This is a genomic window from Streptomyces sp. NPDC107528, assembly GCF_055639295.1.
Genome location: NZ_JBVKAV010000007.1, coordinates 306,285 through 331,362 on the forward strand (window position 1 = coordinate 306,285; position 25,078 = coordinate 331,362).

19 protein-coding genes are annotated in these 25,078 nt (G+C 68.7%); 7 read left to right on the forward strand and 12 right to left on the reverse strand.

Annotated features, from left to right (window positions below; all coding sequences use genetic code 11):
* The first annotated feature begins 128 nt into the window (after positions 1–128).
* Positions 129–1,145, forward strand: coding sequence for a LacI family DNA-binding transcriptional regulator (locus tag ACZ7L5_RS23830; RefSeq protein ID WP_471518638.1), 1,017 nt, complete (start codon positions 129–131; stop codon positions 1,143–1,145).
* Positions 1,146–1,237: 92 nt separating this feature from the next.
* On the opposite strand, the gene prcA is transcribed toward ACZ7L5_RS23830, so the two are convergent.
* From prcA to arc, 5 genes are all read right to left on the reverse strand, one after another.
* On the reverse strand, positions 1,238–2,017 hold the full coding sequence (gene prcA / locus ACZ7L5_RS23835) for a proteasome subunit alpha (protein ID WP_471518639.1): 780 nt from the start codon (positions 2,015–2,017) through the stop codon (positions 1,238–1,240).
* 59 nt (positions 2,018–2,076) lie between these two features.
* The gene (prcB, locus tag ACZ7L5_RS23840; protein WP_328884534.1) at positions 2,077–2,922 is read right to left on the reverse strand and encodes a proteasome subunit beta; all 846 of its coding nucleotides are present in this window, start codon (positions 2,920–2,922) and stop codon (positions 2,077–2,079) included.
* A 303-nt stretch (positions 2,923–3,225) separates the two neighbouring features.
* On the reverse strand, positions 3,226–3,444 hold the full coding sequence (locus ACZ7L5_RS23845) for a ubiquitin-like protein Pup (RefSeq protein WP_328428856.1): 219 nt from the start codon (positions 3,442–3,444) through the stop codon (positions 3,226–3,228).
* Between the two features lie 199 nt (positions 3,445–3,643).
* Positions 3,644–5,155: a depupylase/deamidase Dop gene (gene dop, locus ACZ7L5_RS23850; protein ID WP_362381023.1), complete on the reverse strand. Its 1,512-nt coding sequence runs from the start codon at positions 5,153–5,155 to the stop codon at positions 3,644–3,646.
* A 244-nt stretch (positions 5,156–5,399) separates the two neighbouring features.
* Positions 5,400–7,166 carry a proteasome ATPase gene (gene arc / locus ACZ7L5_RS23855; protein ID WP_328882753.1) on the reverse strand — a complete coding sequence of 589 codons (1,767 nt, stop codon included), beginning with the start codon at positions 7,164–7,166 and terminating at the stop codon, positions 5,400–5,402.
* A gap of 245 nt (positions 7,167–7,411) precedes the next feature.
* On the opposite strand from arc, the gene ACZ7L5_RS23860 reads away from it, so the two are divergent.
* The gene (locus ACZ7L5_RS23860; protein WP_471518640.1) at positions 7,412–7,717 is read left to right on the forward strand and encodes a ferredoxin; all 306 of its coding nucleotides are present in this window, start codon (positions 7,412–7,414) and stop codon (positions 7,715–7,717) included.
* Between the two features lie 58 nt (positions 7,718–7,775).
* On the opposite strand, the gene ACZ7L5_RS23865 is transcribed toward ACZ7L5_RS23860, so the two are convergent.
* The 3 genes from ACZ7L5_RS23865 to ACZ7L5_RS23875 all read right to left on the reverse strand — a co-directional run bounded on the left by ACZ7L5_RS23865 (position 7,776) and on the right by ACZ7L5_RS23875 (position 11,160).
* On the reverse strand, positions 7,776–8,354 hold the full coding sequence (locus ACZ7L5_RS23865; protein ID WP_471518641.1) for a hypothetical protein: 579 nt from the start codon (positions 8,352–8,354) through the stop codon (positions 7,776–7,778).
* Positions 8,355–8,649: 295 nt separating this feature from the next.
* Positions 8,650–9,552, reverse strand: coding sequence for a tRNA (adenine-N1)-methyltransferase (locus tag ACZ7L5_RS23870; RefSeq protein WP_328882750.1), 903 nt, complete (start codon positions 9,550–9,552; stop codon positions 8,650–8,652).
* A 75-nt stretch (positions 9,553–9,627) separates the two neighbouring features.
* The gene (locus tag ACZ7L5_RS23875; RefSeq protein WP_471518642.1) at positions 9,628–11,160 is read right to left on the reverse strand and encodes a site-2 protease family protein; all 1,533 of its coding nucleotides are present in this window, start codon (positions 11,158–11,160) and stop codon (positions 9,628–9,630) included.
* A gap of 175 nt (positions 11,161–11,335) precedes the next feature.
* On the opposite strand from ACZ7L5_RS23875, the gene ACZ7L5_RS23880 reads away from it, so the two are divergent.
* Entirely contained in the window at positions 11,336–12,349 is a 1,014-nt protein-coding gene (locus tag ACZ7L5_RS23880; RefSeq protein ID WP_471518643.1) for a RecB family exonuclease, read from the forward strand.
* Between the two features lie 15 nt (positions 12,350–12,364).
* Positions 12,365–13,036, forward strand: coding sequence for a response regulator (locus ACZ7L5_RS23885; protein ID WP_030053339.1), 672 nt, complete (start codon positions 12,365–12,367; stop codon positions 13,034–13,036).
* Between the two features lie 82 nt (positions 13,037–13,118).
* Here the strand turns inward: ACZ7L5_RS23885 and ACZ7L5_RS23890 are convergent, their stop codons facing one another.
* The 4 genes from ACZ7L5_RS23890 to metH form a co-directional block, all read right to left on the reverse strand.
* Positions 13,119–14,699: an ABC transporter substrate-binding protein gene (locus ACZ7L5_RS23890; protein WP_471518644.1), complete on the reverse strand. Its 1,581-nt coding sequence runs from the start codon at positions 14,697–14,699 to the stop codon at positions 13,119–13,121.
* A gap of 99 nt (positions 14,700–14,798) precedes the next feature.
* Positions 14,799–16,403, reverse strand: a complete 1,605-nt coding sequence (locus tag ACZ7L5_RS23895; RefSeq protein WP_471518645.1) for an ABC transporter substrate-binding protein — start codon at positions 16,401–16,403, stop codon at positions 14,799–14,801.
* Positions 16,404–16,847: 444 nt separating this feature from the next.
* Entirely contained in the window at positions 16,848–17,543 is a 696-nt protein-coding gene (locus ACZ7L5_RS23900; protein WP_471518646.1) for an HAD family hydrolase, read from the reverse strand.
* A gap of 160 nt (positions 17,544–17,703) precedes the next feature.
* Positions 17,704–21,222 (reverse strand): methionine synthase, encoded by a 3,519-nt coding sequence (gene metH / locus ACZ7L5_RS23905; protein WP_471518647.1) that lies wholly within the window; start codon positions 21,220–21,222, stop codon positions 17,704–17,706.
* Positions 21,223–21,517: 295 nt separating this feature from the next.
* Between metH and ACZ7L5_RS23910 the strand changes: the two genes are divergently transcribed.
* From ACZ7L5_RS23910 to glpK, 3 genes are all read left to right on the forward strand, one after another.
* Positions 21,518–22,282 carry an IclR family transcriptional regulator gene (locus tag ACZ7L5_RS23910; protein ID WP_328882743.1) on the forward strand — a complete coding sequence of 255 codons (765 nt, stop codon included), beginning with the start codon at positions 21,518–21,520 and terminating at the stop codon, positions 22,280–22,282.
* A gap of 322 nt (positions 22,283–22,604) precedes the next feature.
* Positions 22,605–23,399 carry an MIP/aquaporin family protein gene (locus ACZ7L5_RS23915; RefSeq protein ID WP_328882742.1) on the forward strand — a complete coding sequence of 265 codons (795 nt, stop codon included), beginning with the start codon at positions 22,605–22,607 and terminating at the stop codon, positions 23,397–23,399.
* A gap of 96 nt (positions 23,400–23,495) precedes the next feature.
* Positions 23,496–25,037, forward strand: coding sequence for a glycerol kinase GlpK (glpK, locus tag ACZ7L5_RS23920; protein WP_365062107.1), 1,542 nt, complete (start codon positions 23,496–23,498; stop codon positions 25,035–25,037).
* The last annotated feature ends 41 nt before the right edge of the window (positions 25,038–25,078 follow it).

Below are 25,078 nucleotides of genomic sequence, written 5' to 3' on the forward strand. Positions count from 1 at the left end.
AAGTTTTACGTATAACGTCCTTCGTCATACGTACCATGTGCGCTGTTCACGAGTCCAGACAACCGGAGTGAGCCGCAGGGCTGCAGCGCCCCGCGGCGAACGACCAGGAGCAAGGGAGCAGGCTGAAGGTGGCACACGGCAGCACCCGCCCCACCAGCCGGGACGTCGCCCAGGCGGCGGGCGTCTCGCAGGCCGCGGTGTCCCTCGTCCTCGGCGAGAAGTGGCGCGGCCGGGTCTCCGAGGCCACCGCCGAACGCGTCCGCGAGGCCGCCCGCGAACTCGGATACCGGCCCAACCTCGCCGCCCGCAACCTGCGCCTCGGCCACACCCGCACCGTCCTCCTCGTCGTCCCCGCCCTCACCACCGAGTTCTTCGCCGGGGTCTACACCGGCGCCGCCCGCGTCGCAGCCCACCACGGCTTCGGCGTCGTCCTCTACCCCTCCCCCGAAGGCATCGGCCCCGCCCGCGACCCGTTCGCCTCCGCCCAGGCCGCCCTCGACGGCGTCATCGCCTCCTCCATGGCCGCCGACGCCCTCACCGCCATCCGCGGCGACCAGCTGCCCCTGGTCATGCTGGACAGCGACCCGGACGGCAGCCTCGGGGCGGCGACGGTGAACCTCGACATCACGGACGGCGTCCGGCAGGTCGCCGATCACCTGCTCCGCCTCGGCCACCGCCGCTTCCTGCACCTCGCGGCCGACGTGCCCTCCTGGACCTTCGACGTACGGGCACGTGAGCTCGCCGCACGCGTCGGCGAGGTGCCCGGCACTTCGCTTCTCACCGTCCGCGCACCCATCTCCATCGAGGGCGCCCGCACCGCCGCCGAGACCGCCCTCTCCGCCAAGGGCCCCCGCCCCACGGCCATCGTCTGCGACGACGACAAACTCGCCGCCGGCGCCTACAAGGCCGTGCGCCGCCTGGGCCTGCGCATCCCGGACGACATCTCCGTGACCGGGCTCGACGACCTCGCCATCGCCACCGCCATCGACCCCGAGCTGACCACGGTCCGCCTGGACGCCGAGCTCTTCGGGGAACGCGGCATGCTGGCCCTTCTCGCGGTCCTGGAAGGCCGTGAGCCCAAGGCGGGTGACATCCCGGTCGAGCTCGTCGTACGGGGCTCCACAGCGCCGCCCAGCGCCCTCTGAAGCCCGCGTGAACGCCTGTGCCCCGGCCGAGCGGGCGGCCGGGGCACGGTACGGGCGAATCGAGGTCGGAACTGCTCCTCGGTGAGGTCGGACTACTCCTCGGAACTGCCGGAGTCCTCGGACTCCTCGGGGTCATCCCCGTTGTCGGCGCTCTCGGCCTCGGTGGCCGCACCCTCGGCCGCCAGCAGCCGGGCCAGCTGACGGCCGACGATGCGCTTGAACTTGCGCGACTGCGGACGCGTACGGTCCAGCACCGCGACCTCGAGCCGCTCCGCGGGAATCTCCCGCTGCGTGCCGTTCGACTCACGGGACAGGGCCTGGACCGCCAGCTTCAGCGCCTCGGCGAGACTCACGCCGTCCTGGTGACGCTGATCCAGGTAATTGCTGATCAACTCGGCATTGCCGCCGACCGCGACCGAGCCGTGCTCGTCCACGATCGAGCCGTCGTGCGGCAGCCGGTAGATCTGGTCACCCTCGGGCGTCTCACCGACCTCGGCGACGACCAGCTCCACCTCGTACGGCTTCTCCGCCGCGGAGGAGAAGATCGTGCCCAGCGTCTGGGCGTAGACGTTGGCCAGACCGCGCGCGGTCACGTCATCACGGTCATAGGTGTAACCACGCAGATCGGCATACCGCACGCCGCCGATCCGCAGGTTCTCGTACTCGTTGTACTTGCCGGCGGCCGCGAAGCCGATCCGGTCGTAGATCTCGCTGAACTTGTGCAGCGCACGGGACGGGTTCTCGCCGACGAACACGATGCCGTCGGCATACTGCAGCACGACGAGGCTGCGGCCACGGGCGATGCCCTTGCGGGCGTACTCCGCCCGGTCGGCCATGGCCTGCTGGGGTGAGACATAGAACGGCGTCGACACCGGTTATCCGTCCCTTTCTGTCGAAGTCACAGGATCACCTTGCTAAGACCGAGCCGCCGCTACAGCAGCGCTGCCCGCGGGCCGTCGGGCTGCTCCAGACGCCGCGCCAGGATGGAACGGGCGATCTCGGAGGACTCGTCATCGCCCAGTCGGCGGAATCCGTCATCGGTGATCACGGTGACGATCGGGTAGATCCGGCGGGCGACATCGGGACCACCGGTCGCCGAGTCGTCGTCAGCCGCGTCGTACAGGGCCTGCACCACGAGGGTCGTGGCCTCGGCCTCGCTCAGGTCATCACGGAAGAGCTTCTTCATGGCGCCACGCGCGAAGATCGAACCGGAGCCGGTCGCGGCGAACCCGTGCTCCTCGGAACGACCACCGGTCACGTCGTAGGAGAAGATCCGCCCCCTCTCCCGGTCGACGTCGTACCCCGCGAAGAGTGGTACGACTGCCAGCCCCTGCATGGCCATGCCCAGGTTGGACCGGATCATCGTCGACAGACGGTTCGCCTTGCCCTCCAGCGACAGCTGGGCGCCCTCGACCTTCTCGAAGTGCTCCAGCTCCAGCTGGAAGAGCTTCACCATCTCCACGGCCAGACCGGCGGTGCCGGCGATACCGACGGCCGAGTACTCGTCGGCCGGGAACACCTTCTCGATGTCGCGCTGGGCGATCACATTCCCCATGGTCGCCCGCCGGTCACCCGCCAGCACGACGCCGCCCGGGAACGTCACGGCCACGATGGTCGTGCCGTGCGGCGCCTCGATCACGCCCTGCGTGGGCGGCAGTTGGCGGTTGCCGGGCAGCATCTCGGGCTGGTGCTCGGAGAGAAAGTCCATGAAGGAGGACGACCCAGGCGTCAGGAAGGCAGCTGGTAGACGCCCGGTGCTACGAGTGTTGGCTTCCACGCGATTCCTTCCAGGTAATCGGCAGCTCGGTTCATCGCTTCGGGACCGTTCCCTCAACAGGCCGAGGCCGGAAAAGCAGTTGAAGCACAGTACGCCACGGACCCTACCCGTCTTGTGGCGGTGATCCACATGAACGGCAAGCCCTGTGAAACAGATCGCGCGGAGCTCGTCCGAGCGGCAACCGGCCGGTCACGCGAAGCGCTGCGCGCGGCTTGGACCCGCCGCACCGCACGCAGCGCTTCATCTCCGACTCGCGGTCCACCACTCCACCCCGTTTACCTTCGGATCGAAGGAAAGGGCGGTCTACTGCCCGCCCTTTTGAACGAAGGACCGCACAAAGTCCTCCGCGTTCTCCTCAAGGACATCGTCGATCTCGTCCAGAACCGAGTCGACGTCGTCGCTCAGCTTCTCCTGACGCTCCTTGAGGTCCTCCGAAGCCTGCGTCTCCGCGGTCTGCTCCTCGACTTCCTCGGTGGAACGCGTGGCCTTCTGCTGTCCGCCGCCGGTGTCCTTGGTTGCCATATCCCTCACCCCGCTCAGTTCGCCCGACATGGTCGACAGGTCGGCTTTCCTGCCGATCGGTGATGATCAGACCCTACAAGCCGGGTCTGACATCGGCCCCGCAGTTTCTCCAACGTACGGGGGCCATCTCGATGATTCCCGGACGCCGGGATTTCCACCCTGCTCGGCCGACGTCCGGCTGACACCGCCCGAGTACCCCTCAGCCGCCCGAGAGGACCTTGACCAGGTCTTCCGCCGTGCGACAGCGGTCCAGGAGCTCCTTGACGTGATTTCGCGTTCCGCGAAGCGGTTCGAGGGTTGGGACGCGCTGGAGGGAGTCGCGGCCGGGCAGGTCGAAGATCACCGAGTCCCAGGAGGCCGCGGCGACGTCGTCGGCGTACTGCTCCAGGCAGCGCCCGCGGAAGTACGCGCGCGTGTCCTCCGGCGGCTTCGTGCGGGCCCTCTCGACCTCGTTCTCGTCCAGGAGGCGCTTCATGCGTCCGCGGGCCGCGAGGCGGTTGTAGAGGCCCTTCTCGGGGCGTACGTCGGCGTACTGGAGGTCGACGAGGTGGAGCCGCGCGGCGTCCCAGTCGAGGTCGTCGCGGCGCCGGTAGCCCTCCATGAGCTCTCGCTTGGCGACCCAGTCCAGCTCGCCCGCCAGGCTCATCGGATCCCGCTCCAGGCGGTTGAGGGTGTCCTCCCAGCGGGTCAGGACGTCCTTGGTCTGTTCGTCGGCGTCGGCGCCGAAGCGTTCCTCGACGTATTTGCGGGAGAGCTCGTAGTACTCCATCTGGAGCTGTACCGCGGTCAGCGTGCGGCCGCTACGGAGCGTGATCAGACGTTTGAGGGACGGGTCGTGCGACACCTGGTGCAGTGTGCGAACGGGCTGGTCGACGGCCAGGTCGACCGCGATGAAGCTGTCCTCGATCATCGACAGGACCAGGGCCGTGGTGCCCAGCTTCAGGTATGTCGAGATCTCCGACAGGTTCGCGTCGCCGATGATCACGTGCAGACGGCGGTATTTCTCCGCGTCCGCGTGCGGTTCGTCGCGCGTGTTGATGATCGGGCGCTTCAGGGTCGTCTCGAGGCCCACCTCGACCTCGAAGTAGTCCGCTCGCTGGCTGAGCTGGAAGCCGTGTTCGTGGCCGTCCTGGCCGATGCCGACGCGGCCGGCGCCGGCGAAGACCTGGCGGGAGACGAAGAAGGGCGTCAGGTGGCGCACGATGTCGGAGAAGGGGGTTTCCCGCTTCATCAGGTAGTTCTCGTGCGTGCCGTAGGAGGCGCCCTTGTTGTCGGTGTTGTTCTTGTAGAGGTGGATGGGCTGGGCGCCGGGCAGCTGGGCGGCCCGCTCGGCCGCCTCGGCCATGATCCGCTCGCCGGCCTTGTCCCACAGGACGGCGTCGCGGGGGTTGGTCACCTCGGGGGAGCTGTATTCGGGGTGCGCGTGGTCGACGTAGAGCCGTGCCCCGTTGGTGAGGATGACGTTGGCGAGGCCGATGTCCTCGTCGGTGAGCTGGCTGGAGTCGGCGGCCTCGCGGGCGAGGTCGAAGCCTCGCGCGTCCCGCAGCGGGTTCTCCTCCTCGAAGTCCCAGCGAGCCCGGCGGGCCCGGTGCATCGCCGCCGCGTAGGCGTTGACGATCTGGGATGAGGTGAGCATGGCATTGGCGTTGGGGTGGCCGGGGACGGAGATCCCGTACTCCGTCTCGATGCCCATTACTCGCCGTACGGTCATGCGGCCCTCCTTGCCCGGCGGCGCCCTCGGTCGGGGGCGCCGCTCAAGTACCGCTGGCGCTCCGGTGCGTGTGCGGTGCCCGTCCCCGCACTGCGCGACTCGGCGGTACCGAAGAGCCTAGAACGCCTTTGCGCTGGTGGGGAGATCATTTGCGTCATTGCGTTGCTCGCCTTTGTTCCGGCGGTGGCCGGAAAAACAGTCGGCTGCGGGTACCCGGTGGGGGCACCCGCAGCCGCCCTGTCTTTTACAGGTACTGACCGGTGTTTGCCACCGTGTCGATGGAGCGTCCGGTGTCTGCGCCCTGCTTTCCGGTGATGAGGGTGCGGATGTAGACGATCCGCTCGCCCTTCTTTCCGGAGATCCGGGCCCAGTCGTCCGGGTTGGTGGTGTTGGGCAGGTCCTCGTTCTCCTTGAACTCGTCCACGCAGGCCTGGAGGAGGTGGGAGACGCGGAGCCCCTTCTGGTTGTGCTCCAGGAAGTCCTTGATCGCCATCTTCTTGGCGCGGCCCACGATGTTCTCGATCATGGCGCCGGAATTGAAGTCCTTGAAGTAGAGGACTTCCTTGTCGCCGTTGGCGTAGGTGACTTCCAGGAAGCGGTTTTCCTCGGATTCGGCGTACATCTGCTCGACGGCGGTCTGGATCATGCTCTGGACCGTCATGGCCTTGTCGCCGCTGTGCTCACCGACGTCCTCGGTGTGGAGCGGCAGGCGCTGGGTGAGGTACTTGCCGAAGATGTCCTTGGCGGCCTCGGCGTCCGGACGCTCGATCTTGATCTTCACGTCCAGGCGGCCGGGGCGCAGGATGGCGGGGTCGATCATGTCCTCGCGGTTGGAGGCGCCGATCACGACCACGTTCTGCAGGCCTTCGACTCCGTCGATCTCGGCGAGCAGCTGGGGGACGATGGTGTTCTCCACGTCCGAGCTGACACCGGAGCCACGGGTGCGGAAGAGGGATTCCATCTCGTCGAAGAAGACGATGACGGGTGTGCCCTCGCTGGCCTTCTCACGTGCACGCTGGAAGACGAGGCGGATCTGCCGCTCGGTCTCACCCACGTACTTGTTCAGCAGCTCGGGGCCCTTGATGTTGAGGAAGAAGCTCTTGCCGGTGGCCTGCCCGGTCACCTCGGCGACCTTCTTGGCCAGCGAGTTGGCGACGGCCTTGGCGATGAGCGTCTTGCCGCATCCGGGGGGCCCGTACAGGAGGACGCCCTTGGGCGGCCGCAGTTCGTGCTCCCTGAACAGGTCGGGGTAGAGGTACGGGAGCTCGACCGCGTCGCGGATCATTTCGATCTGGTTGCCCAGGCCGCCGATCTGCTCGTAGCCGATGTCCGGTACTTCTTCGAGGACGAGTTCCTCGACCTCGCTCTTGGGCACGACCTCGTAGACGTAGCCGGAGCGGGGTTCGAGCAGCAGGGCGTCGCCGGGGCGGATGGTGACGTCCAGCAGCGGCTCGGCGAGCCGTACCACCCGTTCCTCATCGGTGTGCCCCACTACGAGGGCGCGCTCGCCGTCCTCGAGGATCTCCTTGAGGGTGACGATGTCGCCGACGCTCTCGTACTCCATGGCCTCGACCACGTTGAGCGCTTCGTTGAGCATTACTTCCTGGCCGCGCCTGAGGTCGTCGAGTTCGACGCTCGGGCTGACGTTCACGCGGAGTTTGCGGCCGCCGGTGAAGATGTCGGCCGTGCCGTCCTCGTTCTGCGTCAGGAAGACACCGAAGCCGGCCGGTGGCTGTGCGAGCCGGTCGACTTCCTCCTTGAGGGCCACGATCTGGTCGCGGGCCTCACGGAGCGTGTTGGCGAGTCGCTCGTTCTGTGCGGACACGCCGGCCAGATTGGTCTGCAGCTCGACGATCCGCTCTTCGAGAATCCTCGTGTGCCGCGGAGAGTCGGCGAGCTTGCGTCGCAGGACGGCGATCTCCTGCTCAAGGTAGGCAATCTGCCCGGCCGGGTCGTCGGACCCCCGTCCCGGGCGGATGCCGCGGTTCATGTCGTCGTCGTGGGCTGCCACGGTCCTCACCTCCTCCAAGGGGAGCTGGACGCTTCCAGACCCTACCTGGGTGGGTGTCGATTGAAACCCCTAGATCACAAAGACTGTCGGGGTGTGTCCGATCTTCACCCTTGCGCTCTCCCTCACGCCAGGGGAATACCCACCGAACATGATTGGAAAGCCGCCGCAGGTAGGCTCGAAGCGTTCAACACCCTTCAGAGCTGGCCGGATTCCCGTCCGGCTCGACGTAAGGAACGGTAGGAGAGATGAGCGTGGAACAGACGGCCGGGGTCGAGGATCAGGCGCTGGAGGTCTGGATCGACCAGGATCTCTGTACCGGTGACGGCATCTGTGCCCAGTATGCGCCCGAGGTCTTCGAGCTGGACATCGACGGTCTGGCCTACGTGAAGGGCTCGGACGACGAGCTGTTGCAGGCCCAGGGGGCCACAACGCCCGTGCCGCTGCCGCTTCTCACGGACGTGGTGGACTCGGCGAAGGAATGTCCGGGCGACTGCATCCATGTGCGTCGCGTTTCAGACAAGGTCGAAGTCTTCGGTCCGGACGCCGAGTGACCTTGCGTATACGGGCTGTTACGACTGTCTGATTTCTCACACGGGCCGGTGGAGTGGGTCAGACGCTGTGGGCACCGGCGGGTGTCGAGCGGACGAACGAGCCGTTCTTCCACTGCCACTTCGCGCTGTCCTTCACGTCGGGGCAGCAGCGCGGCACGTCGTCGGACGAGTAGCCGAGCAGGTCGGCGACGACGGCTCCGTCACGGACGGCGAGGTCGGTGACGGTGATGCTGTCCTTCGGCTTCACCAGGGTGGCGACGACGCGGGGCGTGGCCGCCTCGGTGCCGCGGGTGAGGACGTAGACGCCGTCGGGCGGTGTGCCCATGGGGGCGTCGCAGTGCACGACGGCCACGGTCTCGGGGCTGCCGTCGCCGTCCAGGTCCCCGCCGGCCTTCTTGACCACGACCGCCTTCACCGGTCCGCATTCCAGGGGGAACTCCACGCTCGCGGGATCCGGCGGCGCGACGGCCGCTGGGGCGTTCTTCGCATCCGGGCCGGCCGTCTGGGCCGCTGTCGCCGAGTTGGGCTGCAGGACCGAGGACAGGGCGACGACACCGGCGAGCGCTGTGGCGGTGGCGAGCCAGTGGATCGGGCGGGTATGAGTGTGTGCCAGTTCCGGGACGGCGGATTGCTGCACTAGGAGCGTCTCCTGTGAGGGCTGTGCCGGTGGGGGTGGCCAGCATGGTGCCACACGTCACAGTACGGGGGAACGGCGGGGTGTGGAGTTCCCGTGCCGGTGTGATGGTTGGGAGCGCGTGGGGGGCGTGCGGGTGTCGTGCGGCGTTCGGACCAGCCGTTTGTCGTCTCGTGAATTTGTCGGCTTGTGGGTTTGTGGGCTTTTGCGTCAACAGAAAGGCGCTGTGGTCGAGTTCCAGGGGCGTTCCGGGAACTCGACCACAGCGCTTGTACGTTGATCGCGGCACAGGGCCGCCTCAGCGGCGGTTGCCTCCGTCGGCGTTGGGGCCCTCGTAGTCCTCGCCGTAGGCGCCCTTGGCGGGACGGCGGCGGCGCATGGGCGGCTCGACTCCGTCGGCGAGGCGGCGGGCGGTGAGCAGGAAGCCGGTGTGGCCGATCATCCGGTGGTCCGGGCGGACGGCCAGGCCCTCGACGTGCCAGTTGCGGATCATCGTCTCCCACGAGGTCGGCTCGTTGAAGCAGCCGATCTCGCGGATGGACTCGACGGTCCGGGCGAGCTGGGTGGTCGTGGCGACGTAGCAGCAGAGGATGCCGCCAGGGACGAGCGCCTTGGAGACGGCCTCCAGGCACTCCCAGGGGGCGAGCATGTCGAGGATGACGCGGTCGACGTCCGTGTCCGACAGGTTGTCCTGGAGGTCGCCCACGGTGAGCTGCCAGGCGGGGTGCGGGCCCCCGAAGTAGCGCTCCACGTTCGCCTGCGCGATCTCGGCGAAGTCCTCGCGGCGCTCGTAGGAGTGCAGCATGCCCTGGTCGCCGATGGCGCGCAGCAGGAAGCTGCTGAGCGAGCCGGAGCCGACGCCGGCCTCCACGACGCGTGCGCCGGGGAAGATGTCGGCGAAGGCGAGGATCTGCCCCGCGTCCTTCGGGTAGACCACGGCGGCGCCGCGGGGCATGGACAGGACGTAGTCGGGGAGCAGGGGGCGCAGCGCGAGGTAGGCGACGTTCCCGGTGGTGCGGACAACGCTGCCCTCGGGAGCACCGATCAGTTCGTCGTGCGGGAAGGAACCCTTGTGGGTGTGGAAGTTCTTCCCGGCCTCGAGCGTGAACGTGTAGTGGCGGCCCTTGGGGTCGGTCAGCTGAACCTGGTCCCCGACCTTGAAGGGCCCGCGCCTGCGGGCGGCACCGGTCGGTTCGGACATGTGAACAGCCTACCGGCGTTTCGGGGGGCCGCCGACCACCGGGAATTGGGAAGCGCCGCTTGAGGAGAGCGGTGCTCAGCTCGGGCGGGCCATCGCCTTCACGAAGGCGCGCTCGACATCCGCCGCCGACAGCACGCCGTAGATCTCGCCGGTCTCCTCGACGACCAGGTACTCGGTGGCGGGGGTGGCCCGGAGGGCGTCGAGGAGTTCCTCTCCGGCGAGTTCGGCGGAGACACGCATGCCGTCGGTCAGGTCCTGGGCGAGGCCGCTGACGGCGACCCAGGGGCGACGGTGTTCGGGGACGCCGACGATGGCGGCCTCGCGTACGAGGGAGAGCGGGTTGCCGTCGGCGTCGACGACGACCAGGGCGCGGGCTCCGGCGTCGTTGGCGCGGCGCAGCGCCTCGGACAGGGGTGTGTTCGTCTCGACGGGGACGGCGCGGCGGGTGAGGGTGCGGGCGCGCAGGTCGGGGAGGTGCTCGCGCAGGCGGGCCATGCGCAGGCTGTTGCCGGCGCCGGTCCAGATGATCGCGGCGAGGATGGCGGCCAGCAGGGCGTCCATGACGGTGTCCATGCCGACGTTGTCCACGGCGTCGGAGCCGAGCGCACCGGACTGGGTGAGCCACGGGAGCCCGACCAGGACGGAGACGGCGAGGGCGCGGCCGACCCAGGCGGCGGCGACGGTGCCGGTCATCGGCCTGCCGGTGATCTTCCAGACGACCGCGCGGAGCATGCGGCCACCGTCGAGGGGCAGGCCGGGGAGCAGGTTGAAGGCGGCCACGATGAGGTTGGAGATCATCAGGCCGGCCAGCAGGACGCCGGGGACCGTACCGGGCTCGACGGCCTGCAGGGCGCCGTAGAAGACGCCGGAGAGGACGAGGGAGAGCAGCGGTCCGACGAAGGCCAGCACGAACTCCCGACCTGGCGTCTCGGCCTCCTTCTCGATCTCGGAGACCCCGCCGAAGAACTGCAGCTGGATACGGCGCACGGGCAGCTTGAAGCGGAGCGCGGCGACGGTGTGGGCGAGCTCGTGGACGAGGACGGAGGCGTAGAAGGCGACCGCGAAGAAGAGGGAGACGAGGTAGCGGGCGGCGCCAAGCTCGGGCAGCACGCGGTCGAGCTGTCCGCCGAACACCCAGGTGATCAGCGCGGCGACCAGGAACCAGCTGGGGGCGACGTAGACGGGCACGCCGAACGGCCTGCCCATGAGCAGCCCACCGCGGGGGTCCTTGGGGCGCTGCGGCGGACGGCCCTTGGTGGTGCCGGAGTGGGCGAGGGTGCGGTCGGGGTGGGTGTCGGGGTGCCGGTCGCCGTGGGAGGCCTGCGTGAACGGGCTCTCGGCGTCGCGACGGTCAGGCGTGCGCGGGTCGGTGGCGTCGCCGGGGGCGGGGTCGGCTTCCTCCCGGGACCCGGACGAGGTCGGTGTCGCGGGGCCGGGCGTCGTGTCGCCGTTGTCGCCGGCGGCGCTCGCGTCGTCCTTGGGCTGCTCGTCGGACGGGGCCGGATCGGGGCGCGCGGGTCCGGTGGCCGGGGCCTCACGGTCCGGTCGGCGCTCGGTCGACTCGTCGGTGCCGGACCGCGGCTGCCCGCTCCCGCCGCTCTCGTCCACGGTGTCCCCTCGTTCGAAGCGTCGTCCGCGCCTGCCGGGCGGATGGGTCTCGGGTCGATGGTATGCGGCCGTCGCAACGCGTTTCGCCCCGGCACCCCCTCTGTTTCCCCGTCCGCCGCAGCCGTAACGGCCGGGGCTGGGTCACTGTCAGTGGTGGGCCGTAAGGTCTGTGGTCATGGAGACGAGCACGGAGGGTGCCGCGGCGGACTGCGGCAGTGACACCGCGCCGGTGGCAGAACCGGTGACGGACGAGTACCCGGTGGGGACGGACAGCACGGCGACGGCGGTCGACGCGGGTGAGAGCGCGGCCGCAGCGGGCGGCACGGCCGTGCGCCCGGCGATAGCGCCGGCCTCGCTCTCCCCTTCCCGTGCCAGTGACTTCATGCAGTGCCCGCTGCTCTACCGGTTCCGTGTGATCGACCGGCTGCCCGAGAAGCCGAGCGCGGCGGCGACCAGGGGCACGCTGGTGCACGCGGTGCTGGAGCGCCTCTTCGACGCCCCGGCCGCCGAGCGGACCGCGCCGCGCGCCAAGTCCCTCATCCCGGGCCAGTGGGACCGGCTGCGGGAGAGCAGGCCGGAGGTCCTGGAGCTGTTCGCGGACGATCCCGAGGGCGAGCGGCTGGCGACCTGGCTGGGTGAGGCGGAGCGGCTCGTGGAGCGGTGGTTCGGTCTGGAGGATCCGACCCGGCTGGAGCCCGCCGAGCGGGAGCTGTTCATCGAGGCCGAGCTGGACTCGGGGCTGCGGCTGCGCGGCATCATCGATCGCGTCGACGTGGCGCCGACGGGCGAGGTGCGGATCGTCGACTACAAGACGGGCAAGGCACCCCGGCCCGAGTATGCCGAGGGCGCGCTGTTCCAGATGAAGTTCTACGCCCTGGTCGTGTGGCGGCTGAAGAACGTGATCCCTCGCCGGCTCCAGCTCGTCTATCTCGGCAGTGGTGACGTGCTGACGTACGACCCCGTCCTCGCCGACCTGGAGCGGGTGGAGCGCAAGCTGCTGGCGCTGTGGGAGGCGATCCGGACGGCGACCGAGACGGGTGACTGGCGTCCGAGGCAGACGAAGCTGTGCGGGTGGTGCGATCACCAGGCCCACTGCCCGGAATTCGGCGGCACTCCCCCGCCGTATCCGCTGCCGGTCAGGGCGGGCGAGTCCGGCGGCGGTGCGCAGGGCAGAATGGGGCCGGACTAGGCGAAGGAGACTCACGTGGCCATCCGCGTCCTACTGGTCGACGACCAGCCCCTGCTGCGTACCGGCTTCCGGATGATTCTGGAGGCGGAGCAGGACATCGCGGTCGTGGGCGAGGCCGGTGACGGCCTGCAAGCTCTCGATCAGGTGCGGGCCCTGCAGCCCGACGTGGTTCTGATGGACATCCGCATGCCTCGCATGGACGGGGTCGAGGCGACCCGGCAGATCACCGGTCCCGGGCGGGACGGCCCGGCGAAGGTGCTGGTGCTGACCACGTTCGATCTCGACGAGTACGTGGTGGAGGCGCTCAAGGCGGGAGCCAGCGGCTTCCTGCTGAAGGACGCCCCGGCCAACGAGCTGGTGCAGGCGATCCGGGTGGTCGCAGGCGGCGAGGCGATGCTCGCGCCGAGCATCACGCGCCGGCTGCTCGACAAGTACGCCACGCATCTGCCGTCGGGCGACGAGCCGGTTCCGGACACCCTGCACACGCTGACCGAGCGCGAGGTGGAGGTGCTGAAGCTGGTGGCGCGGGGCCTGTCCAACGCCGAGATCGCCGCCGACCTCTTCGTCAGCGAGACCACGGTCAAGACGCACGTGGGTCACGTCCTGACCAAGCTGGGGCTGCGGGACCGGGTGCAGGCCGCGGTGTACGCGTACGAGAGCGGGCTGGTGCGTCCGGGCGCCCAGTAGGAGCCTGCACGGCACGACTGCCCGACGACGCAGAGGGCGCCCCTTCCTGAGAAGGGGCGCCCTCTGCGTACTTCGTCCTCCGTCAGCCCTTGCTCAGCTCCCAGAAGCGGAACACGGTGGAGGCGTCGAGGCAGTACTCCAGGCCGTAGACGTTGTCGCGGACGACCGCGTACTGCTTGGCCTGCCAGACCGGAAGGACGGGGACTTCCTCGGCCACGATGTCCTGGAGCCGGTTGAACTCGTCGTCCGTCGCGGCGCGGTCGCTCTCGGCGGCGGTGCGCGGGATGAGCGTGCCGGTGATGGTGTCGTTGCTGTAGTTGTTGCTCAGCACGTTGCCCTTGCCGAAGAAGGGAGCCGTGAAGCTGTCGGCGTCCGGGTAGTCCGGGATCCAGCCCTTCACGTACACGCCGTACTTGCCGTCGGCGATGTCCCTCTCGTACTGGTCGAACGCGACGGACTGCACATCGGCGTCGAACAGGCCGCTGTCGTTGAGCTGCTCAGCGATCGTCTTCAACTCCTGGTCGGTGGCCGGGCCGTAGCGCGACGGGGTGGACCAGAGAGTCAGCTTGACCTTGCCGTCGATGCCCTCGTCCTGCAGGGCCGCGGCGGCCTTAGCCTTGGAGGGGCGGGCGCCGTAGGTGTCGAAGAAGGCCGTGTTGTGGCCGCTGATACCGGCCGGGATGATCGAGTACAGCGGGGTGGCCGTGCCCTGGTAGACGTCCTTGATGAGGGCGTCACGGTCGATGAGGGAGGCTATGGCCTTGCGGACGCCGAGCTTGCCGGCGACCGGGTCGTCCATGTTGAAGACCAGGTGCTGGACCTCGGCGCTGCTGCCCTCGACGACCTCCACACCGGAGTCGCCGCCGGACTTCTCGACGTCGGCGATGCCGCCCGCGGTGAGGCCGCGGTAGGCGATGTCGACCTCGTTGGCGCTCAGGGCCTTCTTCAGGGCGTCCTGGTCGCCGTGGAAGAACTTCAGGGTCACGCCGTCGTTCTGGACCTCGGCGGTGCCCTTGTAGCTCTCGTTGACGGAGAAGACGGCCTCGTCGTCGTCGAACTTGTCGAGCTTGTACGGGCCGGAGCCGACCGCCTGGTCGTCCTTGCGCAGGCCGCTCGCGTCGTACTGCTCCTGGTCGACGATGGAGCCGGCGCCGGAGGCTATCTTGCTCGGGAACGTGGCGTCGGGGGTGTTGAGCTGGAAGACGACCGTCTTGTCGTCCGGCGTCTCGACCTTGTCGAGCGTGGGGAACATGACGGCGGGGCCGTCGGGGTCGTTGATCTTCAGCATGCGGTCGAAGGAGAACTTGACGTCCTCCGAAGTGAGCGCGTCACCGTTGCTGAACTTCAGATCGTCCTTGAGCGTGCACCTGTAGACCGTCGTCTGCGTGTCGGAGAAGGCGCACTGCTCGGCGGCCTCGGGCTGCGGTTCGGTGGCGCCCTTGGGGAAGCTGAGCAGCGACTGGAAGACGTTGTTGAACAACAGCCAGGAGCCGGGGTCGTAGCCGGAGGCGGGGTCGGTGGCGAGAACGTCGTCCGACATTCCCATGACCACCGAGGTACCGGTCCCCCCGGTGCCCGCGGTCTCGGTTCCACAGCCGGTCAGCAGGCCGGAGGCCAGCCCTGCCACGACGGGCAGGACCGGCCACTGGTTGCGCATGTTCACTTACAAGTGCCTTGTCGTCGGTTGTGAGGTACCCGGGCACCCGTCCTGGATCCCGGGCCGAGCCGGCGCCCTGGTCGTGGCCGCCGGGCACGGGTGAGGTCAGCCGCTCACGCCACGGCCGAGCTCCCACAGCTGAAGGGTCGAGGAGGAGTTGAGCACGTACGCCGTGCCCGTGACGTCGTCGCCGGCGGCGACGAACTGCTTGCCCTGCCACAGCGGCAGCACGGGCACGTCATCGGCGACGATGTCCTGAATGTCCGTCAGGCTGCCGGAGGCCGACAGCCGGTCGGCGACGCGGCGGGACTCCGGGATGAGAGTGTTGCGGATCGTGCTGTTGGCGTAGGGCGAGCCGAGGAAGTTGTCCTTGTCGAGGAACGGCGCGAGGTAGTTGTCGGCGTCCGGGAAGTCCGGGAACCAGCCCATGCCGTAGACCTCGTACTCGCCCTTCTGCTCGGCCGGGCGGAACGTCGCCCAGGGGGCGCCCTTGATGTCGACGTCGAACAGGCCGCTGCCGTTGAGCTGCTTCTTCAGCAGCTCGAACTCCTTCTTCGTGGCCGAGCCGTAGTGGTCGGTGGTGTAGTGCAGCGTGAGCTTCACAGGGGTGGTGACGCCGGCCTTCTCCAGCATGGACTTGGCCTTGGCGGTGCTCGGGTCGCCGTACTTGTTGAAGAACGCGTTGGAATGGCCCGTGATGCTGGCGGGGACCAGCGAGTAGAGCGGTTCGGCCTGGGAGCCGTAGACCTTGGAGACGAGTTCGCCGCGGTCGATGACCTGTGCCATGGCCTGGCGGACGGCCTTCGTGCGGACCGATGCGTCGTTGGTGTTGAAGGCCAGGTAGCGGATTTCCAGGCCCGACATGTCGACGAGGTCGACGGTGTCGTCGGAGTCGGCCGACAGCTTCTGGATCTGCTCGGGCGACATGGTGCGGGTCATCAGGTCGATGTCGCCCTTGTCGAGGGCGGTGCCCATCTCGTCGGCGTCCGCGAAGTTGCGCAGCTCGACCTTGTCGTTGTTCACCGTCAGACTCCCCTTGTAGTCGGGGTTCTTGGTGAACACGGCGGAGACCAGCTCGTCGTTCTTGACCTCGGCCTGGAGGGTGTACGGGCCGGAGCCGTCGAGCTCGAAGCCGTCGCGCAGCTTGTCCTTGGCGTAGATGTCCGGGTCGACGATGCCCGCGACCGGGGTGGACAGCTTGAACGGGAAGGTGGCGTCGGCGGTCTTGAGGTGGAAGATGACCTCGCGGTCGCCCTGGGTCTCGACGGTGTCGATGGTGGACAGCAGCGCGAAGACGCCGCTGTCGGCCTTGAGGGCGCGGGCGCGGTCGATGGAGTACTTCACGTCGTCCGCGGTGACCGGGTCGCCGTTCGAGAACTTCAGGTCCTTGCGCAGGGTGCACGCGTAGCGCTCGTTGCCGCTGTCGGTGAAGCCGCAGGTCTGGGCGGCCTCCGGCACCGGTTCGCCCTCGCCGCGCGGCTGGATCATCAGGGTCTGCACGGTCTGGCGCAGGATGTTCCAGGTGCCGACGTCGTAGGCGTAGGCCGGATCGAGCGGTGCGGGAGCGTCCTTCGAGGCAGTGAACGCGTCCGTGGTGCCGACGACGATCGCGTCGCCGCTGTCGCTGCCGCTGTCGGTTCCACCACAGGCGGCGAGAACCGGCACAAGCAGGCCGATGACGGCCGGCAGCACCAAAGTCTTGCGGTTCATGCTCGGGTTTCTCCAGCTGTCGACTCCGTGTACCCGGCATGCAGGGGTGTCGCGGCGGATCACGGGGTGAGTTCGATGTTCTCGCGATGAGGTTAGTCCGCGCCCGCAGGAGGGTTCGCCGCGACCGGAGTTGAGGCCCCATCACGCTGTGGAGCCGGTCGCGGACGCACCGGAAACCTTGGACCGGAAGGATTCGTGCACCGGTCCATCAATCGGGACACAAGGGTGCGCCCCAAACCCTCGACGCAGGGGGCACGGCACACGGCGAGTCACCTGTCGACCCCGTGGGCAGTGGCAAACGTCACAAACGGAACGGTCTTGGCGCGCACCGGAATTCAGCCATCCGGCGCCACTCGAATTCCCTTGCGGAATTCCGGCGCTATCGATGTTGCACGCTGGGTGAACACCGGCCCTAATTCAGTTGTCGGACGTTGTCAGTCGTCGTCAGACGGTGATCAGGCCGCGCAGAAATGCCAGATCGACCTCTTCCAGCGAGGTCACCACGGTGCGCCGGGCGGCCGGACTGATCGGCGCAACCGACGGCACGGCCACGACATGACAGCCGGCGGCCTCCGCCGCTGCGACGCCGGTCGCGGTGTCCTCGACGACCGCGCACCGGGCGGGATCGGCGCCCAGTCCGGCCGCGGCGAACAGGTACGGGTCCGGGTGCGGCTTGGTGCGCTCCACCTCGTCGCCGGCGACGGTCAGCGCGAAGTGCTGGGGGCCGAGCGAGGTGAGCACCCGGTCGATGATGCGCCGGTGCGAGGCGGAGACCAGGGCCGTCGGGATCTCGTACGCGGCCAGCTCGCCCAGCAGCCGGGCCGCGCCCGGCATCAGCGGCAGCGCGCGGTCGATACGGTCCTCGAAGCCCTGGTTCAGCAGCAGCGTGAGCTCGGCGAGAGCGATGTCGGCGCCGGTGGCCTCGATCAGGAATCCGGCGCTGCGGCTCATCGGGCCGCCGACCACGACATGGCGCCAGGTGTCGTCGAGGGTGTGGCCCAGGCTCGCGAAGACCTCGACCTCGACGTCCCACCAGAAGCCCTCGGTGTCCACCAGGGTTCCGTCCATGTCGAGGAGGACTGCCTGCAGGGCCGAGCCGTCGGCCGTACGGGTTACTGGTGCGGGGACCGTGCTGGTCATCCACGTACCTCCTTGAAGGGACGATCAGGCCGGTTCCCACGGAGGGAACCGGCCTGCGGTGGACCGTCCAGTGTACGACCTGCGCGGACGAAGCGCCTGGTTTGACCTGTGTGCCTCGGGGCACACCTGTTACCCGCCCGGAATCGGGCCGGGCGTCGCCTCAGCGTGCGTTGAAGTACTTCGCCTCGGGGTGGTGGATGACGATCGCGTCCGTGGACTGCTCGGGGTGCAGCTGGAACTCCTCGGACAGGTGGACGCCGATGCGCTCCGGCTGGAGCAGGTCGGCGATCTTGGCCCGGTCCTCCAGGTTGGGGCAGGCGCCGTAGCCGAGGGAGAAGCGGGCGCCCCGGTACTTCAGCGCGAACATGTCCTCGATCTCGGCCGGGTCCTCACCGGCGAAGCCCAGCTCGGAACGCACGCGCGCGTGCCAGTACTCGGCGAGTGCCTCCGCCAACTGCACGGACAGGCCGTGCAGTTCGAGGTAGTCCCGGTAGGCGTTGGCCTCGAACATCCGGGCCGTCTCCTCACCGATCCGCGAGCCCACGGTGACGACCTGGAGGCCCACGACGTCCGTCTCGCCCGACTCCTGCGGGCGGAAGAAGTCCGCGAGGCACAGCCGGCGGCCGCGGCGCTGGCGCGGGAAGGTGAACCGGGTGCGTTCGTTGCCGTGCTCGTCCAGCAGGATCAGGTCGTCGTCCTTGGAGACGCACGGGAAGTAGCCGTAGACCACGGCGGCTTCCAGGAGGTTCTCCGTCTGGAGCTTGTCGAGCAGGCCGCGCAGCCGCGGGCGGCCCTCGGTCTCGACGAGTTCCTGGTACGACGGTCCGTCGCCGCTGCGGGTCTCCTTAAGGCCCCACTGGCCCTTGAAGAGGGCGCCCTCGTCGAGCCAGGACGCGTACTCCTTGAGCTGGATGCCCTTGATGACGCGGGTGCCCCAGAACGGCGGCTCGGGCAGGGGGTTGTCGACGGCGACGTCGGAGCGGACGTGCCCTTCCTCGGGGCGCTCGTCCAGAACGGCCGTCGCGGTGGCGCTCTTGACCCGGCGCTGCTTGAGCTCGGGCAGCTGCACGCCGGGCACGCCCCGCTTGACGCCGATGAGGGCGTCCATCAGGCGCAGGCCCTCGAAGGCGTCGCGGGCGTAGCGGACTTCGCCCTCGTAGATCTCGTGCAGGTCCTGCTCGACGTACGCGCGCGTGAGGGCCGCGCCGCCGAGGATGACCGGGTAGTCGGCCGCGAGACCGCGCTGGTTGAGCTCTTCCAGGTTCTCCTTCATGATCACTGTTGACTTCACCAGCAGCCCGGACATGCCGATGACGTCGGCCCGGTGCTCCTCGGCGGCTTCCAGGATCGCGGAGACGGGCTGCTTGATGCCCAGGTTGACCACGTTGTAGCCGTTGTTGGACAGGATGATGTCCACCAGGTTCTTGCCGATGTCGTGGACATCGCCGCGGACAGTGGCCAGCACGATGGTGCCCTTGCCGTCGGCGTCCGTCTTCTCCATGTGCGGTTCGAGGTAGGCGACGGCGGACTTCATCACCTCGGCGGACTGGAGCACGAACGGCAGCTGCATCTGGCCGGAGCCGAACAGCTCGCCGACGACCTTCATGCCGTCCAGGAGCGTCTCGTTGACGATGTCGAGGGCGGAGCGGGCCTGGAGGGCGTCGTCGAGGTCGGCTTCCAGGCCGTTCTTCTCGCCGTCGATGATGCGGCGCTTGAGGCGCTCCTCCAGCGGGAGGGCGGCGAGTTCCTCGGCCTTGCCGGCCTTCAGGGACTTGGCGGTGGCGCCCTCGAACAGGGCCATGAGCTTCTGCAGCGGGTCGTAGCCCTCGGCGCGGCGGTCGTGGATGAGGTCGAGGGCGGTCTGGACCTCTTCCTCGGAGAAGCGGGCGATCGGCAGGATCTTCGACGCGTGCACGATCGCCGAGTCCAGGCCCGCCTTGACGCACTCGTCGAGGAAGACCGAGTTGAGCAGGATGCGGGCGGCCGGGTTCAGGCCGAAGGAGATGTTCGACAGGCCGAGGGTGGTCTGGACATCCGGGTGGAGCCGCTTGAGCTCGCGGATCGCCTCGATGGTGGCGATGCCGTCCTTGCGGGACTCCTCCTGACCGGTGCAGATGGTGAAGGTCAGGGTGTCGATGAGGATGTCGGACTCGAGGATGCCCCAGTTCGTCGTCAGGTCCTCGATCAGCCGCTCGGCGATCTCGACCTTCTTCTCGGGGGTGCGGGCCTGGCCCTCCTCGTCGATGGTCAGCGCGATCAGCGCGGCGCCGTGCTCGCGGGCGAGTTCGGTGACCTTCGCGAAGCGGGACTCGGGGCCGTCACCGTCCTCGTAGTTGACGGAGTTGATGACCGCGCGCCCGCCGAGCTTCTCCAGACCGGCCTGGATGACGTCGACCTCGGTCGAGTCCAGGACGATCGGCAGCGTGGAGGCGGTGGCGAAGCGGCCGGCCAGCTCCTCCATGTCGGCCACGCCGTCCCGGCCCACGTAGTCGACGCACAGGTCGAGCATGTGGGCGCCCTCGCGGATCTGATCGCGGGCCATCTCCACACAGTCGTCCCAGCGCGCGGCCAGCATGGCCTCGCGGAACTTCTTCGAGCCGTTGGCGTTGGTGCGCTCGCCGATGGCCAGGTAGGAGGTGTCCTGCCGGAACGGCACCGTCTGGTACAGAGAGGCCGCACCGGGCTCGGGCTGCGGCCTGCGCTCCACGGGTGTGGCCTCCCGGACCCGCTCGACGAGCTGCCTGAGGTGCTCGGGGGTCGTGCCGCAGCAGCCGCCGATGAGGTTCAGGCCGTAGTCCCGTACGAAGGTCTCCTGGGCGTCGGCCAGGCCCTCCGGGTCGAGCGGGAAGTGGGCGCCGTCCTTGGTGAGGATCGGCAGGCCGGCGTTCGGCATGCACAGCAGCGGCGTGCGGGAGTGCCGGGCGAGGTAGCGCAGGTGCTCGCTCATCTCGGCCGGGCCGGTCGAACAGTTCAGGCCGATCATGTCGATGCCGAGGGGCTCCAGCGCGGTCAGCGCGGCGCCGATCTCGGAGCCGAGCAGCATGGTGCCCGTGGTCTCGAAGGCCATGGAGACCAGCAGCGGCACCTCGGCGCCGGTCGCCTCCATGGCGCGGCGGGCGCCCAGGATCGACGACTTCGTCTGCAGGAGGTCCTGCGTGGTCTCCACGATCAGGGCGTCCGCGCCGCCGGCGAGCAGGCCCTCGGCGTTCGCCTGGAAGCCGTCGCGCAGCGTGCCGTAGCCGATGTGGCCGAGAGTCGGCAGCTTCGTGCCGGGTCCGATCGAGCCGAGCACCCACCGCTGGCGGCCGTCCCGGGCGCCGAACTCGTCGGCTGTCTCGCGGGCGATACGGGCGCCCGCCTCGGACAGCTCGTACACCCGGTCGGCGATGTCGTATTCGGCCATGGCCGAGTGGTTGGCGCCGAACGTGTTCGTCTCGACGCAGTCCACGCCCGCGCCGAAGTACTCCTCGTGGACGGAGCGGACGATGTCCGGGCGGGTCAGGTTGAGGATCTCGTTGCAGCCCTCAAGATTCTCGAAGTCCTCGAGTGTGGGCTCCTGGGCCTGCAACATGGTGCCCATCGCTCCGTCGGCGACCACCACTCGGGTGGCGAGCGCCTCGCGGAGCGCGGACACACGGGTCCGGCTGTCGGCGGAAGGGGTCGGTGGCAACGAGGCCATGTAAGGGCTCCCTGGAGTGCGACGGCTGTCGGCTTTGCGCCCTTTACGGATCCGTCCGCAGTGGGCGCACGCCGCCAGCGTAGCCGGGACCGCCGTCGAACGGTCAGGCGGTCCACGAGGCGGGACGAGGATGACGGCAGGGTCGATCTTCGGCCACGCGCGAGGCAACACCGGTGGACCGATAACCGCCGACCATTAGCGGGAGGTCGGCATCGACCGGTAGTGTTCGACATTGCCGAACGGCGGCAGCGACGTCGCACGGTCGACGCTCGAAGGGGACGGAGGCAGCACGGCGATGGCACGGAACATCCAGTCGCTCGAACGGGCGGCCGCGATGCTGCGGCTCCTCGCGGGCGGTGAGCGGCGCCTCGGCCTGTCCGACATCGCCTCGTCGCTGGGCCTCGCCAAGGGCACCGCCCACGGGATTCTGCGCACCCTCCAGCAGGAGGGCTTCGTCGAGCAGGACGACGCGTCGGGGCGCTATCAGCTGGGCGCCGAGCTGCTGCGCCTGGGCACCACCTATCTGGACGTGCACGAGCTGCGGGCCCGCGCCCTGGTGTGGACGGACGACCTGGCCCGCTCCAGCGGGGAGAGCGTCTACCTGGGCGTGCTGCACCAGCAGGGCGTGCTGATCGTCCACCACGTCTTCCGCCCCGACGACAGCCGGCAGGTGCTGGAGATCGGCGCCATGCAGCCGCTGCACTCCACGGCCCTGGGCAAGGTCCTGTCGGCGTACGACCCGGTCGCGCACAGCGAGGCCATCGAGGCCGACCGCAAGGCCTTCACGGACCGCACCGTGTGCGAGCTGGACGCCTTCGAGCACATCCTCGACATGACACGCGCGCGTGGCTACGCGGCCGACGTCGAGGAGACCTGGGAGGGCGTCGCCTCCGTCGCCGCCTGCATCCACGACCGGCGCCGCATGCCGGTCGGCTCGGTCGGCATCACGGGCGCCGTGGAGCGGCTGTGCCGCGACGGCGAGCTGCGCCCGGAGCTGGTCGCGGCGGTGCGGGACTGCGCCCGCGCGGTGTCGCGGGACCTGGGCGCAGGGCGGTTCTGAGAAGCCGAACGGGGCGAGGAGTGGGCGCCGGGACGTCGTAGGACGTTCCGGTGCTTCGCCATTCCCCGGCACTGCCGTCACTGGTGTCGACAAATCAACACAAGCGACAACGATCGCACATTCGACGACGCGACCCTTGACGCATGTGTGACGCCGGGGCAAGCTCCCGTCCATCGGTCGGCATTGTCGAACACCTACCGGCAATACGCGCTAGAGTGTGACAACGCCAAGGGCCGGCGCCGCTCTCACCCGAGGGCGGCGCGAACCACCGGAGGGACCCGGAGGTTCGGCTTCCCCTGGACGAAGGACAAAGGAGTCGCGGGTGTCCAGCTCCGACATCTTCATCGGCGAGACCATCGGTACCGCCATACTCATCCTGCTCGGCGGCGGCGTCTGCGCCGCTGTGACGCTGAAGGCCTCCAAGGCCCGCAACGCCGGCTGGCTCGCCATCACCTTCGGGTGGGGCTTCGCAGTACTCACGGCGGTGTACACCTCGGCGCCGCTGTCCGGCGCCCACCTGAACCCGGCCGTGACCGTCGCGCTCGCGATCAAGGACAGCGACTGGAGCAACGTTCCGACGTACTTCGCCGGACAGCTGCTCGGCGCCATGATCGGTGCGGCGCTGGTGTGGGTCGCCTACTACGGCCAGTTCCACGCCCACCTCACCGACAAGGAGATCGTCGGCGGTCCGGGTGCGCAGGCCACGTCGGCCAAGGCCGTCGAGGCCCAGGAGAAGGGCGCCGGCCCGGTCCTGGGCATCTTCTCCACCGGTCCCGAGATCCGGAACGCGGTGCAGAACCTCGCCACGGAGATCATCGGCACCGTCGTGCTGGTGCTCGCGGTCCTCACGCAGGGCCTGAACGACAGCGGCAAGGGCCTCGGCACCCTGGGCGCCCTGATCACCGCGCTCGTGGTCGTCTCGATCGGTCTGTCGCTCGGCGGCCCGACCGGCTACGCGATCAACCCGGCCCGTGACCTCGGTCCGCGTATCGTCCACGCCCTTCTGCCCCTGCCCAACAAGGGCGGTTCCGACTGGGGCTACGCCTGGATCCCGGTGGTCGGTCCGCTGATCGGCGGCGCCATCGCGGCAGGCATATACAACGTCGCTTTTGCTTAGGAGTACGAGCTTCACCCATTTGAGTGAGAAGCACCGAAACTCTCAGCACGCGCCGTACGTAAAGCCCCATAACCACGGAACTTCCAGGAGCACACAGTGACCGACGCCCACACCGCCGGGCCCTTCATCGCCGCCATCGACCAGGGCACCACCTCGTCCCGCTGCATCGTCTTCGACCGCGACGGCCGGATCGTCTCCGTCGACCAGAAGGAGCACGAGCAGATCTTCCCGAAGCCGGGCTGGGTCGAGCACAACGCCAACGAGATCTGGACCAACGTCCAGGAGGTCGTCGCCGGAGCCATCCAGAAGGCCGGCATCACCCGCGACGACATCAAGGCCATCGGCATCACCAACCAGCGCGAGACCACCGTGCTGTGGGACAAGAACACCGGTGAGCCCGTCCACAACGCCATCGTCTGGCAGGACACCCGCACCGACGGGCTCTGCAAGGAGCTCGGCCGCAACGTCGGCCAGGACCGCTTCCGCCGCGAGACCGGTCTGCCCCTCGCCTCCTACTTCGCCGGTCCCAAGGCCCGCTGGCTGCTGGACAACGTCGAGGGCCTCAAGGAGCGCGCCGAGGCCGGCGACATCCTCTTCGGCACCATGGACACCTGGGTCATCTGGAACCTGACCGGTGGTGCCGACGGCGGCAAGCACGTCACCGACGTCACCAATGCCTCCCGCACCATGCTGATGAACCTGCACACCATGGAGTGGGACGAGAAGATCGCCGAGTCCATCGGCGTACCGCTGCAGATCCTGCCGGAGATCCGGTCCTCCGCCGAGGTCTACGGCGAGGTCACCGGCGGCAAGCTGGGCGACCTGCTCGGCGGTATCCCCGTCGCCTCCGCGCTCGGCGACCAGCAGGCGGCCCTGTTCGGCCAGACCTGTTTCTCCGAGGGCGAGGTCAAGTCGACGTACGGCACCGGCACCTTCATGGTGATGAACACCGGTGACAAGATCATCAACTCGTACGCGGGCCTGCTGACCACGGTCGGCTACAAGATCGGCGACGAGCCGACGGTGTATGCCCTGGAGGGCTCGATCGCCGTCACCGGGTCGCTGGTGCAGTGGATGCGCGACCAGATGGGCCTGATCTCCACCGCCGCCGAGATCGAGACGCTCGCGCTCTCGGTCGAGGACAACGGCGGCGCCTACTTCGTACCGGCCTTCTCCGGCCTGTTCGCCCCGCACTGGCGCTCCGACGCCCGCGGTGTGATCGCCGGCCTGACCCGGTACGTCACCAAGGCGCACCTCGCGCGTGCCGTCCTGGAGGCGACCGCGTGGCAGACGCGGGAGATCGCCGACGCCATGGTCAAGGACTCCGGCGACGAGCTGGTGGCCCTGAAGGTCGACGGCGGCATGACCTCCAACAACCTGCTGATGCAGACCCTCTCGGACGTACTGGACGCACCCGTGGTGCGCCCGATGGTCGCCGAGACCACCTGCCTCGGCGCCGCCTACGCCGCCGGTCTCGCCGTCGGCTTCTGGTCCGGCACCGACGAACTGCGTGCCAACTGGCGCCGGGCCGCCGAGTGGACCCCCCACATGGACGCGGAGACCCGCGACCGTGAGTACAAGAACTGGCTCAAGGCCGTCGAGCGGACCATGGGCTGGATCGAGGACGACGAGAGCTGAGAGCAGCACTCGCCAGCTCTCGAACTCTGATGAGGAGTAAG

Coding starts and splice junctions, on each gene's coding strand:
- ACZ7L5_RS23845 (WP_328428856.1), bottom strand. CDS start 3,444: ATGGCAACCAAGGACACCGGCGGCGGACAGCAGAAGGCCACGCGTTCC.
- dop (WP_362381023.1), bottom strand. CDS start 5,155: ATGACCGTACGGCGAGTAATGGGCATCGAGACGGAGTACGGGATCTCC.
- ACZ7L5_RS23860 (WP_471518640.1), top strand. CDS start 7,412: ATGAGCGTGGAACAGACGGCCGGGGTCGAGGATCAGGCGCTGGAGGTC.
- ACZ7L5_RS23870 (WP_328882750.1), bottom strand. CDS start 9,552: ATGTCCGAACCGACCGGTGCCGCCCGCAGGCGCGGGCCCTTCAAGGTC.
- ACZ7L5_RS23880 (WP_471518643.1), top strand. CDS start 11,336: ATGGAGACGAGCACGGAGGGTGCCGCGGCGGACTGCGGCAGTGACACC.
- ACZ7L5_RS23895 (WP_471518645.1), bottom strand. CDS start 16,403: ATGAACCGCAAGACTTTGGTGCTGCCGGCCGTCATCGGCCTGCTTGTG.
- ACZ7L5_RS23900 (WP_471518646.1), bottom strand. CDS start 17,543: ATGACCAGCACGGTCCCCGCACCAGTAACCCGTACGGCCGACGGCTCG.
- metH (WP_471518647.1), bottom strand. CDS start 21,222: ATGGCCTCGTTGCCACCGACCCCTTCCGCCGACAGCCGGACCCGTGTG.
- ACZ7L5_RS23910 (WP_328882743.1), top strand. CDS start 21,518: ATGGCACGGAACATCCAGTCGCTCGAACGGGCGGCCGCGATGCTGCGG.